The following is a 15,340-nucleotide window of genomic DNA, read 5'->3' as shown; positions in this document are numbered from 1 at the left end:
CTCATGCTGACAGAGGGTGGACTGCATATAGAGAATCTGAGTCTGAACTACGAGCTGCGGGGGCGAGGCATCATCGTCCTCGAGCACGTTCACCTTTCTGTCCCCGAGCGAGAGATCTGCGCCCTCATAGGCCCCTCGGGAGGAGGCAAGTCTAGCCTCCTCAACGCCATCGCTGGGGTACACCCCCGCTATACTGGGGAGATAAGGCTCTCGGGCGAGAGGCTCTCGCCTCGAAAGCACCACATAGCCCTCGTCCCTCAGCACTATGGTCTGATGCCCTGGAAGCGGGTGAGCGAAAACATCCTCCTACCTGCCGCCCTCTCGCATGAGGCCGTAGATCCCTCGACCCTAGACGAGATCATCCATTGTCTGCACTTAGAAGATCTGCTGCAGCGTTACCCAAGTGAGCTCAGCGGAGGGCAGAGGCAGCGTGTGGCTCTAGCCCGAGCCTTTGCCATGCGGGCAGATCTACTTCTGATGGACGAACCCTTCTCTGCTCTCGATGTGCTAACGGCCGAGCGCAGTCGGGCTCTATTCCTTCAGCTCTGGGAGCGTTATCCGAGGACGACTCTCTTCGTTACCCATAGCCCCGATGAGGCGGCTACTCTAGCGCATTCGGCCGCATTGCTTACGGGCCATCCAGCATACATTTCACATCATCTTCGAGGGGCTAGTGCGGGCGAATTGCGCGGATTACTCCTCCAAACACAAGACTGTGCAGCAGACTAAACGCTATCGCTCGACCTGGGCCATGATTGCCCTCGGAGCTCTTGTACTGCACCTGTGCTGGTTGCTGCTTTGGGCCGCTCTATCCACTAAGCTCTTGCCTGCTCCATGGTTAGTCTACGCTCATCTGTCCGAGGTCTTTGCCAGCGGGCTGCCCGAGCATCTATTGGCGAGCCTAGGACGCATCCTTTGGGGCATTGGGCTCTCGATGCTCCTGGCCTTCGTCCTGGCTCTCGTCATGTTTCGCTATAAAGCCTTTGGCCGGGTGCTGGATGCCTTCATCTACCTGACTTATCCCGTGCCGAAGCTGGCCCTCCTACCCATCGTCATGCTCCTAGGTGGGCTGGGCGAGGGGACGAAGGTTGCTATGATTGTGCTCATTATCCTCTTTCAGCTCGTCCTCAGTCTCAGGGATAGCTTACGTTCGATCCCGAGGGAAAGCTTTGCCATCACTCGCTCTCTCGGGGCAGGATCTAGTCAGACCTTGAGGCACATTCTCCTGCCTGCGACGCTGCCTGCGACCCTCTCGGCCCTTAGGGTCGCTCTCGGTACGGCTATATCTGTGCTCTTCGTTACCGAGACCTACGGCACTGCGAGAGGAATGGGTTATTATATTGTGGATGCTTGGATGCGCATCCATTATTTGGATATGTATGGCGGGATTGTGGTGCTGAGTCTTGTGGGTTTTGTGCTTTTTGTGCTAATAGACCTTGTTGAGGCTTTGCTCTGCCCTTGGCATCGATCGTCGGTATCCTAGGACTCTAAAAAGGAGCAAGCCCTTCTCTCCCGAGAAAGACTTGCCTACGATTTATCACTTAAACGGTTTACTATTTACAGAGCTATTCAGGAGAGATTGCCAAGAATTACTCTACAGTTGCAAAGGTACTACCCCTAGGAAGGATCGGCAATACCTATTTTTCGCTAGTTTTTTTTCGAGCCTACCTAATAGGGATGATTATGAAGTCTATGCGAGAGAAGTTTTTGTTACTCCAGTAGGAATGAGCTACTTTTGTTGTAGTAACAAATAATAAATACAAAGTATATGGCTATCAATAAGAATAATTCGGGACAACCATTCTTCACGGCTCAGACACGCATGAGTGATTTGATCTGTGACAATTACTCACTCCTGCTCATCATCACACGCTTTGGTATCCCACTGGGCTTCGCAGACAAGACCATTGGTCAGGTTTGTTCCGATCATGGGGTGGACGTTCCGACACTGTTGCTGCTACTCAATAGTGCCACCCATCCGGGGGAGTTGCCGAGCACTGAGCAGCTCTCGCATATTGAGCTGGAGAGCTTGTTGCGTTACTTGTCGAACTCGCACAGCTATTTCCTCGACTTTCGCCTGCCTCAGATCCGTCAGCGTCTACTCTCGGCTATATCCAACTGCCCCCAGGAGGTAGCTTTTGTCATCCGTCGTTTCTTCGACGAGTATGTAGAGGAGGTGCGCAAGCATATGAACTACGAGGAGAAGACCGTCTTCCCCTATGCCCGCAGACTAGCCCACGGCGAGAGGGATGATCATTACTCGATCTCTATATTTAGCAAACGCCACGACCAGATCGAGCTCAAGATCACTGAGCTCAAGAACCTTATAATCAAGTATTACCCCGCCCCTAGTGGTTATGATCTCAACAACGTCCTGCATGACATATTCTCTTGCGAAGCTGATCTAGCCTCCCACAATCATATCGAGGACGACATCTTCACACCCTATATGCTTGCACTTGAGACAGGTGAGATACAGGCTAAGGCCTGCTAAGCCCTGACCTCGGACTATCTACGGACTAAACGATTATGACAACTCCATCCAAGATCTCCATCGCTATCGCAGAACCCTCTACGATCGTGCGCAGCGGTCTAGAGATCCAGCTCAAGAAGCTGAGCCGCTACAAGGTGTATGTAACGCAACTGTTTAACGAGGGCAAACGAGACTGGACTGAGGCGGTAGCCTACAACAGTCATGCCGACATCTACATCCTAAGCCCGCTACTGGCGAGCCTCACGCCTCGCAAGGTATGCCCTGCGCTGCCAGAGAGTAGTCGGATCGTTGCCCTCAACTATGGTTTGCTCGATCCTTCCATGCTCCGGGAGTATGATGGAGTGCTCCCCCTATCGGCCAATACCACCCAGCTGCTCGAGGTCATCGAGAGACTTCAAGAGCCACAGGCCGAGGATGAGAATATGGCTGGCACGGAGTCGCAGAGCCTCACCCCTCGAGAGCGAGAGATTGTAGTGTGCGTGGTCAAGGGAATGACCAATCGAGAGATCGCCAATGCCCTCTTTCTCTCGACTCATACGGTCATTACCCATCGTCGCAATATCTCCAAGAAGCTTCAGATCCACAGCCCCAGCGGTCTGACGATCTATGCGATTATGAACAAGCTGGTCGAGCTTGACGAGATCAACCAACGCTACTAAGGCCTCATCCCGTGGGGAGGCTTGGGGCAGTATCATCTTGTAAACAATCAACATCTAGACAATGAATAGACTATGTGAACTTCTCGGGATTCGTTACCCGATCATCTCTGGTGGTATGGTATGGTGCAGTGGCTGGAGACTAGCCAGTGCCGTGAGCCAAGCCGGAGGGCTAGGTCTCATTGGTGCAGGCTCTATGCACCCCGACAACCTTAGAGATCATATCCGCAAGTGTCGTGCTGCGACGGACAAGCCCTTTGGGGTCAATGTCCCTATGCTCTACCCTGAGCTGGATCGTATCATAGAGATCATCATCGAGGAGCAAGTCCCCGTCGTGGTAACCTCTGCCGGAAATCCCAAGACCTATACTGCTCGTCTCAAGGAGGCTGGCTGCAAGGTGCTCCATGTGGTGAGCAATAGCAAGTTCGCCCTCAAAAGCCAAGAGGCCGGCGTGGATGCCGTGATCGCAGAGGGCTTCGAGGCTGGTGGGCACAACGGTCGAGAGGAGACGACGACACTCTGCCTCATCCCCAGCATCATCGAGGTGGTCAGCATCCCTGTTGTCGCCGCAGGGGGCGTGTGCAGTGGAAGTTCGATGGCAGCCTGTATGGCCCTGGGGGCTGATGGGGTGCAGATCGGTACTCGCTTCGCCCTCTCGAGGGAGAGCTCAGCTAGCGATGCTTTCAAGAGCCACTGTCGTGGTATCAAGGAGGGCGATACGATGCTCAGCCTCAAGCACCTGAGCCCTACACGTTTGGTTAAGAATGAGTTTTACGAACAAGTCCGAGCAGCCGAACTCAGTGGCCAATCTGCCGATGAGATCCGAGCTCTGCTGGGTAAGGGACGAGCCAAGAGAGGTATCTTCGAAGGAGATCTCGTCGAGGGTGAGCTCGAGATCGGCCAATGCGCCACACTGGTGAAGCACGAGGAGGGTGTAGCCGAGATCTTCGCCGATCTCATTGAGGGCTATCGTGCCTCGATGCAGAGGCTTGCCCCTGCACTCTAGTCCGAGGAGCTCGCTGTCGTAACGACAGAGCCTCAGCCACTGCCACTGAATGGGCCTAGTGGTTGTAATAGAAGGGAGCCGCAGCATCCGCCACAATGAGGGTCAGTGCTGCGGCTCTGCCTCTTTCGCCTTGTTCGTCTCCCTCTCGTAGTCTCCGACCGCAGCCCTATCTCTCCCGATTCTTCTCCCCCTCGGTAGGGGTGTTTTTGTCGCCCTATAATCCCCCTCGATGGAGCTCCTACTTAGACTTCCATTGAGATCCTATTTGAGTCTCGATGGCGATTCTACTTAGACCTCAGGTGAAGTCCTATTTGAGTCTCGATAGCGATCCTATCTATACCTCTATAGCACCGCTGTTGAGACTTCTACGAAGGCCCTATCTAGCTGCTCGGTCGAGGATCTACCGAGAGCGCAGTAGATATTCTACTGAGAGCTCGTCCAAGAGCCCCGTGAGGGTGTAGGCGAAGAGCCAGGGGATGGATGAGTGGGAGGCAGCGAGGCGTGCAGGAAAAGCTGTGAGGGGGGTGTCGCTGTCGCCATTAAGGGAGTTACAGCCCCTCGAAATGGACAAAGAGGAGAATATTGGCATGCAATTGCCCTCGAGGCTGAAGTGATCAGCGGGCTTTTTACTACCTTTATAGGGTTGTTTGCGATATTACCAACACTTGTAAGAAAATGATGGATCAAGATTTATTTAGCCCTGCTGATCTGGAGACTCTCCAGAGTAGAGGCATCAGCCTGGAGGAGGCTGAGCGACAGGTTAATGATATTAGAAATGGCTTCCCTTATCTCGATCTGATCGCCGCCGCTTCGCTCAAGCAGGGGATCATGCGTACAGACAAGGAGGAGGAGGCTCGCTACATGGAGCTGTGGCAGGATTATCTCGATAGCCCAGAGGCATCGGTGTGCAAGATGGTCCCAGCCTCGGGGGCTGCCTCACGAATGTTCAAGATGCTCTACAGCTTCCTCGAGGCTGACTACAATGAGCCTACAACATCCGCAGAGAAGATCTTCTTCGACCGCTTGTCCGACTTTGCCTTCTACGACCGCCTCAACGAAGCATGCCTACGTAATAGCTGGAAGACCATCCCCAAGCTCATCTCTCTCGGTGAATACAAGGTTGTAGTAGAGAATCTACTCAAGGATCAAGGCCTCGGCTATGGTTCGCTGCCCAAGGGCCTATTGCTCTTCCACCTCTACCCCAAGGGGGCATGCACCTCGGCGGACGAACATCTCGTCGAGGGAGCTCTCTATGCCCGTAACTCCGATGGTCAGGTGCGCATTCACTTTACGGTATCGGCCGAGCATCGGGCGGCCTTTGAGGCTCATGTCGAGCAGTCCCGTAAGTACTTCCAGGATAAGTATGGTGTCCTCTACGATATTTCCTATAGCGAGCAGAAGCCCAGCACAGACACCCTGGCACTCACACCCGAGGGCGATCTGTTTCGTGATGAGGCTGGGGGGCTCGTCTTCCGCCCTGGAGGGCATGGTGCTCTGATCTCCAACCTATCGGATTTGGATACCGATGTCGTCTTCATCAAGAATATTGACAATGTCGTGCCCGACTATTTCAAGGGGGCAACGATCATGTCCAAGAAGCTCCTCGGTGGCATCCTCATCGCTGCCCGTGATCAGATCTACCAGTACCTCAAGCAGCTGGATCGAGGACGAGTGCCCCATACACAGCTGCTCGAGATGGCTGCCTTCATCCGAGACAATCTCTATATTCAGACCCCAGAGGAGATCCTCGAGGATGATAAGCTCTTGCAGTCTTGGCTCATGACCAAGCTCAATCGCCCCATCCGTGTCTGCGGTATGGTGCGCAATGAGGGTGAGCCTGGAGGAGGCCCTTTCGTCGTGCGTGAGGCAGAGGGAAGCACTTCACTACAGATCCTCGAGAGTTCGCAGATCAATATGCAGGATGAGACTCAGAGAGCTCTCTTCGAGGGTGGGGAGTACTTCAATCCTGTGGATCTAGTTTGCTGTATCAGGGACTTTAGAGGCGAACGCTTCGACCTCGGTAAGTTCATCAACCCCAAGACAGCCTTTATTGCCTCCAAAACCTCGGGTGCACGTGCCCTTCGTGCCCTGGAGCGTCCTGGGCTGTGGAATGGCTCGATGCACCACTGGAATACCATCTTCGTTGAGGTACCCATTGAGACCTTTAACCCAGTCAAGGAGGTAAATGACCTGCTTCGTCCCCAACATCAAAATCCTATTCACAACTAAACAACATAATCATGACGATCAACGAACGTATCTCTCTACTGCGCAAGGTAATGCGCAACTCAGGCATCTCTGCCTACATCATCACCTCGTCAGATGCCCACCTGAGCGAATATACCCCTGAGCGATGGAAGGGGCGCACCTGGATCAGCGGCTTCGACGGTTCGGCAGGCTCTGTAGTCGTTACCCTCGACAAGGCTGGGTTATGGACAGACTCTCGCTACTTCCTTCAGGCTGCTCAGCAGCTTGAAGGGAGCGAGATCAGTCTCTACAAGCAAGGTCTTCCCGAGGTGCCTACGATCGAGGAGTTCCTCTGTCGAGAGCTCCCCTCGGGTTCGGTAGTTGCCGCCGACGGAGCTTGCCTCTCTCGTGCCGAGGCCGAAGATACCCGTGCCAAGTTGGCCCCCTATGGCATCACCTATCGTCTCGACCTTGATCTGCTCGAGGGCGTTTGGCTCGATCGCCCCGAGGTGCCTATGCATCAGCTTTTTGAGCATCCTAGCACTTTCGCAGGGCAGACGGTCTCTGAGCGTATCGAGGCTGTATGTGCTCGCCTAGATGCTGTCGGGGCTAATGCCACTATCATCACGATGCTGGACGAGCTGGCCTGGGCTTTCAACATCCGAGGCAATGACGTCGAGTATAATCCTGTTGCCTTAGGCTTTGGCTTCATCAGCACTACGGGCTCAGTCCTCTTCACCCTCGAGAGCAAAGTGCCTCAGACTCTACGAGAGAGCCTAGAGAGGAGCGGTGTACGTATCGAGGACTATTACCATATCGGCGACTTCATCGCCTCTCTTCCCGAGACAACACGCCTCTTCGTCGATGCCAAGCGCATTACCCAGAGCCTCTATGCCCGCATCCCACAGCATTGTCAGGTCATCCCTGGAGTATCGGTCGTTACGATGCTCAAGGCAGTGAAGAATGCTACCGAGCTGGCAGGCCTGCGCAAGGTAATGGTGCGTGATGGCGTAGCCCTTACTCGCTTCTTTATTTGGCTCGAGGGAGAGCTGGCCGCTGGCCGTACCTATACTGAGTATGAGATCGGCGTGCGTCTGAACGAGTTCCGTGCCCAGGGTGAGCTCTTCTATGGCGATAGCTTCTCCACTATTGCGGGCCATCAAGGGCATGGAGCTATCGTACACTATCGAGCCGATGCCGAGACCTCCTCTGTCATCCATCCCGAGGGCGTATTGCTCCTGGACAGCGGTGGGCAGTATGTCGATGGCACAACGGATATTACCCGTACTATCGCCCTGAGCAAGCCTAGCGAGCAGCTGCGCAGAGACTATACCCTCGTACTCAAGGGGCATATAGGCATCGCATTGGCCCGTTATCCACAAGGTACTTGCGGTTGCCAGCTGGACATCTTGGCCCGTAAAGCTCTATGGGATGAAGGGCTCAACTATGGTCATGGCACAGGTCATGGCGTAGGCTACTTCCTCAACGTGCACGAAGGGCCTCAGAACATCCGTACAGACCTGAATCCCACAGCCCTCGAGATCGGTATGATCACCAGCAATGAGCCAGGCCTTTATCGCTCGGGGATCTATGGCATTCGTATCGAGAACCTTGTTGTTACGGAGCTTAAGCAAGAGACGGATTTCGGTCGCTTCTACGGCTTCGAGACCCTGACCCTCTGTTACCTCGACAATAGCCTTGTCGATAAGAGCTTGCTCACAGATAAGGAGCTCGCTTGGTATAATGATTATCAGGCTGCGGTCTATGATCGCCTCAGCCCAGAGCTGAATGCCGAGGAGGCCGCCTGGCTCAAGGCCAAGACTGCCGCACTCTAACCTCTATCGAAGAAGAAATTATTAATTAATTTAATGGCATATATTCAAACTGTTAGAGGGTTCAAACCCTCTATAGCGGACAATGTCTTCTTGGCTGTCAATGCAACAGTCGTGGGGGATGTTGTCATTGGCGAAGGCTCTAGTATTTGGTTCAACGCTGTGGTGCGGGGGGATGTCAATTCGATCCGCATCGGCAAGAATGTGAATATCCAGGATGGCTCTGTCCTGCACACCCTCTACGAGAAGTCCACTCTACATATCGGGGATAATGTCTCGATCGGGCACAATGTTACCCTGCATGGCTGTACGGTACACGACTACGCCCTGGTGGGCATGGGAGCTGTGGTGATGGATCATGCTGTGGTGGGCGAGGGTGCTATCATCGCTGCAGGCTCTGTCGTCCTGGCAAATACGATCATAGAACCCTATACCCTGTGGGCTGGTGTGCCTGCGAAAATGGTCAAGCGTGTCAATGAGGCGCAAAGCCAGGAGCTGAACAAACGCATTGCTGGTAACTACCAAATGTACGCCTCGTGGTTCCCTGAGCAGACACATGAGTTCTCCGAGCTTTAGCCTCTGCATACCAACAAAGTTTCGCCCCAGCCAAGCACTCGTAAGAGGCATTGGCTGGGGCGAAGTCGTTGGGTCGATAAGGCCCTAGTCGTCTAGTGCCTAGGGCTGTAGATAATGCCTGAGGCAACAGAGGCCGCAGCCTCCTCACCAAGCAGATGAGTGATGATGGCTAGAGCGAAGTCGAAGGTGAAGCCTGCACTCGTGGCCGTGATCACTGACCCGTCGATCTGTACCCCCTGGGCCGAGGGGATATATCCCTTGAGGTGTGGCTCAAAGCTGGGGTAGGTCGTGGCTCGCTTGCCCTCTAGGATGCCCAGCTGCCCGAGGATCATGGGCGCAGCACAGATCGCAGCTACTAGGATGCCGGACTGGTGGGCAGAGGCCACCAGCTCTCTAAGCTGGGAGCAGTCGTTGAGGTTAGTTACCCCTGGTAGACCGCCAGGTAGGATGATGGCTTCGGCCTCGTTGATAGAGACCTGGCTGATATGCTTGTCGGCGCAGACGCAGACATTGTGTGCGCCAGAGACGTTCAGAGTCTCCTCGACAGAGACAATAACGCAGGAGAGACCTGCACGGCGCAGCAGGTCGATGGTGGCTACAGCCTCGATCTCCTCGAAGCCTGTAGCTAGGAATACGTACACATTCTTGTTCATCATTGCGAGGGGGATTAGGTTATTGAACAAATCTATATTTGATGCTGCCTCGTTGCTCTGTAGCATTGGGGACGGCATTGAATTGCGTAGCCTTTGCGGCTGCGATGGCGGCTGAGCGGATGGCGGGGTCTGCGATATTCGTTCCCTGCGGATTGACCGAAGCGTCGATGACCCTGCCCGAGGCATTGACCGTAATGCTCACGTTGATCACGCCCGTGATGGCTCGGTTGGTCTTGGGACGAGTAGGTACGCCCCCGAAGCTCGTAATGGTGCGGCCCGTGAGTGAATAGCTGTCGCTACTACCCTTGCTCTCACCCTGGTTGCCCGCCCCTGTGGTGTCTGTGCCCTGAGTGGAGCTATTACTGGCTTTGCCTGCGAAAGCTCCAGCGACACTTTGGCCGATCTGACGGCGACGCTCAGCCTCCTTGGCTTTACGCTCGGCCTCGGCTTTAGCTTTGGCTTCGGCAGCCTCTCGCTCTAGTCGTGCCCTGCGCTCAGCCTCGGCCTTGGCTTTGGCTTCAGCCTCGGCACGTGCTTGCTCGGCAGCTTGCTGCAGGCGAAGTTGCTGCGCTCGCTCCTCCTCAGCCTTGATTGTAGGCTCGATACTCTGTCGTTGGTTGGCAGGCATTTGGGGCTTAGGCTCGGGGGCTGTAGGCTTGGTGGGCTTGGGGTTAGGGTTCGCTTCGGGAGTGGGCTGCGCTGGGGCTGCGCTCTGCTCCGGGCTCTCCTCCTGCAGCTTCTTGCCCTCGGGCTCTTCCTTGCCCGAGGCAGAGGGGAGGTCGCCTAGATTAACTACGACCAGCTCTTCCATGGCTGGGGGCTGGGGTAGGCTACTCTCCAGGTGCAGCTGATAGAGCATGAATACGAGGAGTGCATGCAGCATCAGCGTGATCCCTAGGGCGATGAGGCGAGAGCGAAGTCTCGGATCTAGAGGTTTACTCATGCTTGGAGGAGGGGGTATTAAGTGCGTGAGATGATCTTGGTGGCGAGCACGACACGCAGGTTGGCCCGGCTGGCAATATTGATCAGCTCCATCACTCGTTGGTAAGGTACTCGCTCGTCAGCATGGATAGAGACGAAGGCCTCGGGATGCTCGGCGGAGTAGATGCCGAGGCGTTGCTCCAGCTCCTCGAGGGTAATCGGGGTTGCGGGTGCATTGCCCTCGGAGAGGAAGCACTCGAGCTGCTCTGTCAGGGAGATGCCCAGGGCAGGCAGCTCGCTCTTGACCTGCCTCTCTGCGCTGGGCAGACTGACTTTGAGCGCATTGGGCACGATGATGGTGCTCGTTACGAGGAAGAAGATGAGCAAGAGGAAGATGACATCCGTCATCGAAGCCATGCTAAAGGCTTCGGTTATTCGGCTCTTACGCTTGAGGCTCATAATGATTCGTTGAGCAAGTCCATAAATTCGACCGTCTTGGTCTCCATTTTGTTGACGACCTTGTCGAGCTGTGCAACGAGGTAGTTGTAGGCGAAGAGGGTAATGATCCCCACGATCAAGCCCCCAACGGTGGTTACGAGAGCCTCATAGATCCCTCCTGAGAGCAGTGCCACGTCTACGCCATGAGAGCCTGCGCCAGCCATGTCGAAGAAGGCCCGCACCATCCCCGTTACCGTCCCTAGGAAGCCGATCATCGGAGCTCCAGCAGCGATGGTGGCCAAGATCGGTAACCCATTCTCCAGACGGCCGATCTCGATGTTGCCTACATTCTCGACGATCACGAGGATGTCGCTCATGGGTCGGCCGAGGCGACTAATGCCCTTCTCCACCATACGGGCGGCAGGGGTGTCGGCCTCCTGACAGAGCTTGATGGCCGAGCTAGTCTTGCCCTCGTGGATGTAGTCCTTGATACGCTCCATGAAGTACTTGTCCTCCTGCCCTGCGGCACGGATCTGTAGGAGCTTGGAGACGAAGACATAAACGGCCAGTAGGGAGAGGACGAGCAGGAGGATCATGATCCATCCGCCCTTGGTGGCCAGCTCGAGGACTGAGAGTTCGCTGACGGGTATCGTCACAGAGGTGGCCATATGGTTAAGAGAGTCTACGAGAGTAGTTTCCATAGTGTTGGTGTATAGTAATCTATTGGGTTGAGTGAATAATGACGATGTATCAAAAGAGGGGTTAGATGAGGCACTGGCGATAGCGGCGTATTGTCTCCTCTAGGCCGAGGTAGAGGGCCTCGCTGATGAGGGCATGCCCGATGGAGACCTCGTCGAGCTGTGGCAGGCTTTGGCACAGGTAGGTCAGGTTGTCGAGGCTGAGGTCATGCCCTGCGTTGATGCCTAGACCGAGCTGGCGAGCAAGTTCGGCTGCCTCGATGTAGTCCGCAACAGCAAGGGCTGGATCGTTGGGATAGGTGGCGGCGTAGGGCTCTGTGTATAGCTCGATGCGGTCTGTGCCTGTACGTGCTGCCCAGCGGATGTTGTCGGGCTCTGTGCCTACGAAAATTGAGCTGCGAATGCCCCTATGCTTGAGATTAGAGATAACCTGACAGAGGAAGTCGAAGTGCGGCTCTACGCTCCAACCGGCATTGCTCGTTAGAGCATCAGGGGCATCGGGCACGAGGGTTACCTGAGTCGGTTGTACCTCGTAGACGAGCTCGAGGAACTGAGGAGTGGGATTACCCTCGATGTTAAACTCTGTCGTTAGCCTAGGGGCTAGATCTCTGACATCCTGGTAGCGAATGTGCCGCTCGTCTGGGCGAGGGTGCACAGTGATACCTTGTGCCCCGAAGCGTTCGCAGTCGAGGGCTACCTGAAGCAGATTGGGTACATCCCCCCCTCGGGCATTGCGTAGGGTGGCGACCTTATTTATATTGACACTTAGCCGAGTCATCTTCTTTAGTTTATTTATATTTGCACGAGTCCAATCCTTTGGGCTCACAATTCGCAAATATAGGCTTTTTACGCTTAATTAACTTAGACTTATGCACAGGATTGCAATATTTGGCTCTAGCTACCAGCATATGCATGCCCCTAAGCTCGGGGCTCTGCTCGAGGAGCTTCTGCGTACGGGGGTGAGGTTGTATTGCGATGGAGCTTTTCACCGCAGTCTGAGGGAGGACTTTGGTCTTGAGGTGCCGATCTCGGGTTACCTCGAGGATATGGAGGCCTTAGATCTAGACTTTGCTATCAGTCTCGGGGGTGATGGTACTTTCCTGCGCACTGCACGTCGGGTATCCTCGCAGCGTATCCCGATCCTTGGGATTAACCTCGGTCGATTGGGTTTCTTGACCGACATTGACCTGGACGAGGCTCTCTCTGAGGTTCACCTCTTGCTCGAGGGACGTTACACCATAGAGGAGCGTATGCAGCTGCGTGTAGAGGTTGATGGTCGCTACTGTGGAGATACGCTCAACGAGGTTTCGCTGCTCAAGCGAGAGACGGGCTCGATGATTACGCTACACACACGCCTGGGGGATGCCTATCTAGCCGACTACGAATGCGATGGTCTCTTGATCTCTACCCCGACGGGCTCTACGGCCTATTCACTCGCTGCTGGTGGCCCGATTATGATGCCTGAGACGGAGAGTATCTTGATGACTCCAGTAGCACCGCATTCGCTCACGGTACGTCCTCTTGTCGTTTCGGATCAAGAGGTCATTCACATAAGGGTTAGTTCGAGAAACAATAGCTTCCTGATGGCTCTAGATGGGCAGACTAAGATCCTCGACTGTGATAATTCCATTTGCATCCGACGCTCCGAACATAGTATCCGGATGATTCGCCTAAGCAACAAGTCCTTTGCTGATACACTGCGCCGTAAGCTGCATTGGGCGACACCCGTGCGAGATTGATCTGCTCGTGCCCTCCCTGGCCTCATGACTAAACCCTCGCTGGAGCTCCTGGTGAGCTCTCTGTGGTCTGATAACTTATCTCTTTTTTCGTTGCTACTTATTGGATGCTGGACTGCTAACTTATAAGACTTTTTGCAGCTACTTGTGTGTCCATGGGCTTCTAACTGAATATCCTTTTTCGCTCCTATGTGGGTCTCGAGAGTGATCCAACTTAGATCTCCATTGAGCTCCTATTTAGACCTCCGTTGCGATCCTACTTATACTTCAATCGAGATCCTATTTGAGTCTCCATTGCAACCCTATTTAGATCTCTATTGAGCCCCTATTGGGGTCTCCATTGCGATCCTACTTAGACCTCTATTGCACCCCCGTCGAGACCTCTGTCGAGCCTCCCGCCAACGGCCGAGCGACGATCCTTTAGTATCCCAGCCTTGCAGGGTTTGCTCGCTGCGGAGTATCCCCTGCGAGGGGGCTGGTCGCCTCAATATTTATCCTTATCTTTGTCCTGCATTTAATCTCTGAACAAAATAAATAAGTAAGATGAAAAGAATTGTATTGATCCGCCACGGTGAGAGTGTGTGGAATAAGGAAAACCGCTTTACTGGTTGGACAAACGTAGACCTCTCGGAGCAGGGCGTAGAAGAAGCTAAGAAGGCTGGTGCACTGCTCAAGGAGCATGGCTTCCGCTTCGGTAAGGCCTACACCTCCTATCTCAAGCGTGCCATCAAGACGATGAATCAGATCCTCGACATCATGGATCTCGACTGGATTCCTGTAGAGAAGAGCTGGCGTCTGAACGAAAAGCATTATGGTATGCTGCAGGGTCTTAACAAGGCCGAGACTGCCGAGAAGTATGGCGACGAGCAGGTACTTATCTGGCGACGTAGCTACGACGTGCCCCCCACACCACTGGAGAAGGCTGATGAGCGTAGCCCCTTCGCCGACCCTCGCTATGCAGGTGTTGTGCCCGCCTTCCTCCCTCTGACCGAGGCTCTGTGCCACTGCGTTGATCGTACATTGCCCTATTGGCAGAACAACATCTTCCCCTCTCTGCTCGAGCATGATGATGTCCTTGTGGCTGCACATGGTAACAGCCTGCGTGGTATCATTAAGGTACTCAAAGGAATCAGCGACGAAGATATTATCGCCCTGAACCTGCCTACGGCTGTACCCTACGTCTTCGAGTTCGACGATGAACTGAATCTCGTCAAGGACTACTTCCTCGGCGATCCCGAAGAGATTAAGAAGCTCATGGACGCTGTTGCTAACCAAGGCAAGAAGAAGTAAGCTCTAGGCCCAAAAGCAAAAGGCTGCCCCGCAAAACCCCTCCCCACCGAGGGCTTGGCTTGCGTGGCAGCCTTTGCCTTTGTTGCCCATGATCCGATCAGATGATGCAAAAGCAAGACATAGCATGTGCTCTATCTCGCTATAGAGTACAGACTCAGAGCCAAGGACAGGTTTTTCGAGCTGTATTCTTTGACATGGATGGGGTGCTCTTCGACTCGATGCCCGCACACAGCCGCTCCTGGTGCGAGACTGCCCTACACTATGGGCTCGAGATGACCCCAGAGGACGCTTATCGTTACGAGGGGCAGACAGGTAAGCATACCATTGACCTGCTCTATCGCTCCCGATATGGTCGCCCCGCCACCGAAGCCGAGGCCGAGGCCGTGTATGCGCACAAAACAGACCTCTTCGTCCGCTACAATAGCGGTGCGGTGATCTCGGGAGCTCCCGAGGTGGTCGAGCGGCTGCGCAGCCTCAAGCGACTTCTCGTAACGGGCTCGTCCCAGAGGTCGTTGCTGGAGAAGATCGAGCCTGACTTCCCTGGGGTCTTTACTGCCGAGCGGATGATCACAGGTCGAGACGTTCGTCGAGGTAAGCCCGACCCCGAGCCCTATCTCATGGCGATCCAAAGGGCAGAGGTAGCCTCCAGCGAGGCGATGGTCGTGGAGAATGCCCCACAGGGGGTACGCTCAGCCTCTGCTGCGGGCTGCTTCACCATTGCGGTCAATACAGGCCCATTGCCCGATGAAGCTCTCTGGTGCGAGGGTGCTCATCTTGTGTTGCCCTCTATGGCTTCGCTCTTGGAGGCTATCCCCCTCCTACTCGAGAACCCCTCTCCTCCAACCCCGTAGCA

At 54.6% G+C, this 15,340-nt stretch carries 16 protein-coding genes; 11 read left to right on the top strand and 5 right to left on the bottom strand.

What is annotated here, in order from left to right; translation table 11 throughout:
* Nucleotides 1-3: 3 nt before the first annotated feature.
* The 8 genes from HQ37_RS02495 to HQ37_RS02460 all read left to right on the top strand — a co-directional run bounded on the left by HQ37_RS02495 (nt 4) and on the right by HQ37_RS02460 (nt 8,751).
* Complete coding sequence (locus HQ37_RS02495; protein WP_036879895.1) at nt 4-729, top strand: ABC transporter ATP-binding protein; 726 nt, start codon at nt 4-6, stop codon at nt 727-729.
* Nucleotides 730-751: 22 nt separating this feature from the next.
* Nucleotides 752-1,483 (top strand): ABC transporter permease, encoded by a 732-nt coding sequence (locus HQ37_RS02490; protein WP_036880236.1) that lies wholly within the window; start codon nt 752-754, stop codon nt 1,481-1,483.
* A 285-nt stretch (nt 1,484-1,768) separates the two neighbouring features.
* Nucleotides 1,769-2,494 carry a hemerythrin domain-containing protein gene (locus HQ37_RS02485; protein ID WP_052080699.1) on the top strand — a complete coding sequence of 242 codons (726 nt, stop codon included), beginning with the start codon at nt 1,769-1,771 and terminating at the stop codon, nt 2,492-2,494.
* A 35-nt stretch (nt 2,495-2,529) separates the two neighbouring features.
* Nucleotides 2,530-3,153, top strand: coding sequence for a response regulator transcription factor (locus tag HQ37_RS02480; protein WP_036879892.1), 624 nt, complete (start codon nt 2,530-2,532; stop codon nt 3,151-3,153).
* A 61-nt stretch (nt 3,154-3,214) separates the two neighbouring features.
* A complete protein-coding gene (locus HQ37_RS02475) occupies nt 3,215-4,156 on the top strand; it encodes a nitronate monooxygenase family protein (protein WP_036879890.1) in 942 nt (313 codons plus the stop codon).
* 678 nt (nt 4,157-4,834) lie between these two features.
* Entirely contained in the window at nt 4,835-6,385 is a 1,551-nt protein-coding gene (locus HQ37_RS02470; RefSeq protein WP_200879449.1) for a DUF4301 family protein, read from the top strand.
* Between the two features lie 11 nt (nt 6,386-6,396).
* Complete coding sequence (locus HQ37_RS02465) at nt 6,397-8,178, top strand: aminopeptidase P family protein (RefSeq protein ID WP_036879884.1); 1,782 nt, start codon at nt 6,397-6,399, stop codon at nt 8,176-8,178.
* Between the two features lie 24 nt (nt 8,179-8,202).
* Nucleotides 8,203-8,751: a gamma carbonic anhydrase family protein gene (locus tag HQ37_RS02460; RefSeq protein ID WP_369794061.1), complete on the top strand. Its 549-nt coding sequence runs from the start codon at nt 8,203-8,205 to the stop codon at nt 8,749-8,751.
* Between the two features lie 92 nt (nt 8,752-8,843).
* Here HQ37_RS02460 and HQ37_RS02455 read toward each other — a convergent pair whose 3' ends face one another.
* From HQ37_RS02455 to HQ37_RS02435, 5 genes are all read right to left on the bottom strand, one after another.
* Nucleotides 8,844-9,407 carry a DJ-1 family glyoxalase III gene (locus HQ37_RS02455; protein WP_235264618.1) on the bottom strand — a complete coding sequence of 188 codons (564 nt, stop codon included), beginning with the start codon at nt 9,405-9,407 and terminating at the stop codon, nt 8,844-8,846.
* A 16-nt stretch (nt 9,408-9,423) separates the two neighbouring features.
* On the bottom strand, nt 9,424-10,347 hold the full coding sequence (locus HQ37_RS02450) for a TonB family protein (protein ID WP_036879879.1): 924 nt from the start codon (nt 10,345-10,347) through the stop codon (nt 9,424-9,426).
* Nucleotides 10,348-10,364: 17 nt separating this feature from the next.
* Nucleotides 10,365-10,784 carry a biopolymer transporter ExbD gene (locus HQ37_RS02445; RefSeq protein ID WP_036879877.1) on the bottom strand — a complete coding sequence of 140 codons (420 nt, stop codon included), beginning with the start codon at nt 10,782-10,784 and terminating at the stop codon, nt 10,365-10,367.
* Entirely contained in the window at nt 10,781-11,464 is a 684-nt protein-coding gene (locus tag HQ37_RS02440) for a MotA/TolQ/ExbB proton channel family protein (protein ID WP_036879873.1), read from the bottom strand. Before HQ37_RS02440 ends, HQ37_RS02445 begins: the two co-directional genes overlap by 4 nt.
* A gap of 61 nt (nt 11,465-11,525) precedes the next feature.
* Entirely contained in the window at nt 11,526-12,239 is a 714-nt protein-coding gene (locus HQ37_RS02435; RefSeq protein WP_036879870.1) for a pyridoxine 5'-phosphate synthase, read from the bottom strand.
* Nucleotides 12,240-12,330: 91 nt separating this feature from the next.
* Between HQ37_RS02435 and HQ37_RS02430 the strand changes: the two genes are divergently transcribed.
* The 3 genes from HQ37_RS02430 to HQ37_RS02420 all read left to right on the top strand — a co-directional run bounded on the left by HQ37_RS02430 (nt 12,331) and on the right by HQ37_RS02420 (nt 15,338).
* Complete coding sequence (locus HQ37_RS02430; protein WP_036879868.1) at nt 12,331-13,200, top strand: NAD kinase; 870 nt, start codon at nt 12,331-12,333, stop codon at nt 13,198-13,200.
* A gap of 540 nt (nt 13,201-13,740) precedes the next feature.
* Complete coding sequence (gpmA, locus tag HQ37_RS02425) at nt 13,741-14,487, top strand: 2,3-diphosphoglycerate-dependent phosphoglycerate mutase (RefSeq protein ID WP_036879865.1); 747 nt, start codon at nt 13,741-13,743, stop codon at nt 14,485-14,487.
* A gap of 101 nt (nt 14,488-14,588) precedes the next feature.
* Entirely contained in the window at nt 14,589-15,338 is a 750-nt protein-coding gene (locus HQ37_RS02420; protein ID WP_036879862.1) for an HAD family phosphatase, read from the top strand.
* The last annotated feature ends 2 nt before the right edge of the window (nt 15,339-15,340 follow it).

The organism is Porphyromonas sp. COT-239 OH1446, assembly GCF_000768875.1.
Lineage (GTDB): Bacteria > Bacteroidota > Bacteroidia > Bacteroidales > Porphyromonadaceae > Porphyromonas.
Note: the sequence above shows the minus strand (reverse complement) of the source record. Positions and strands in the feature narration are given on the sequence as shown.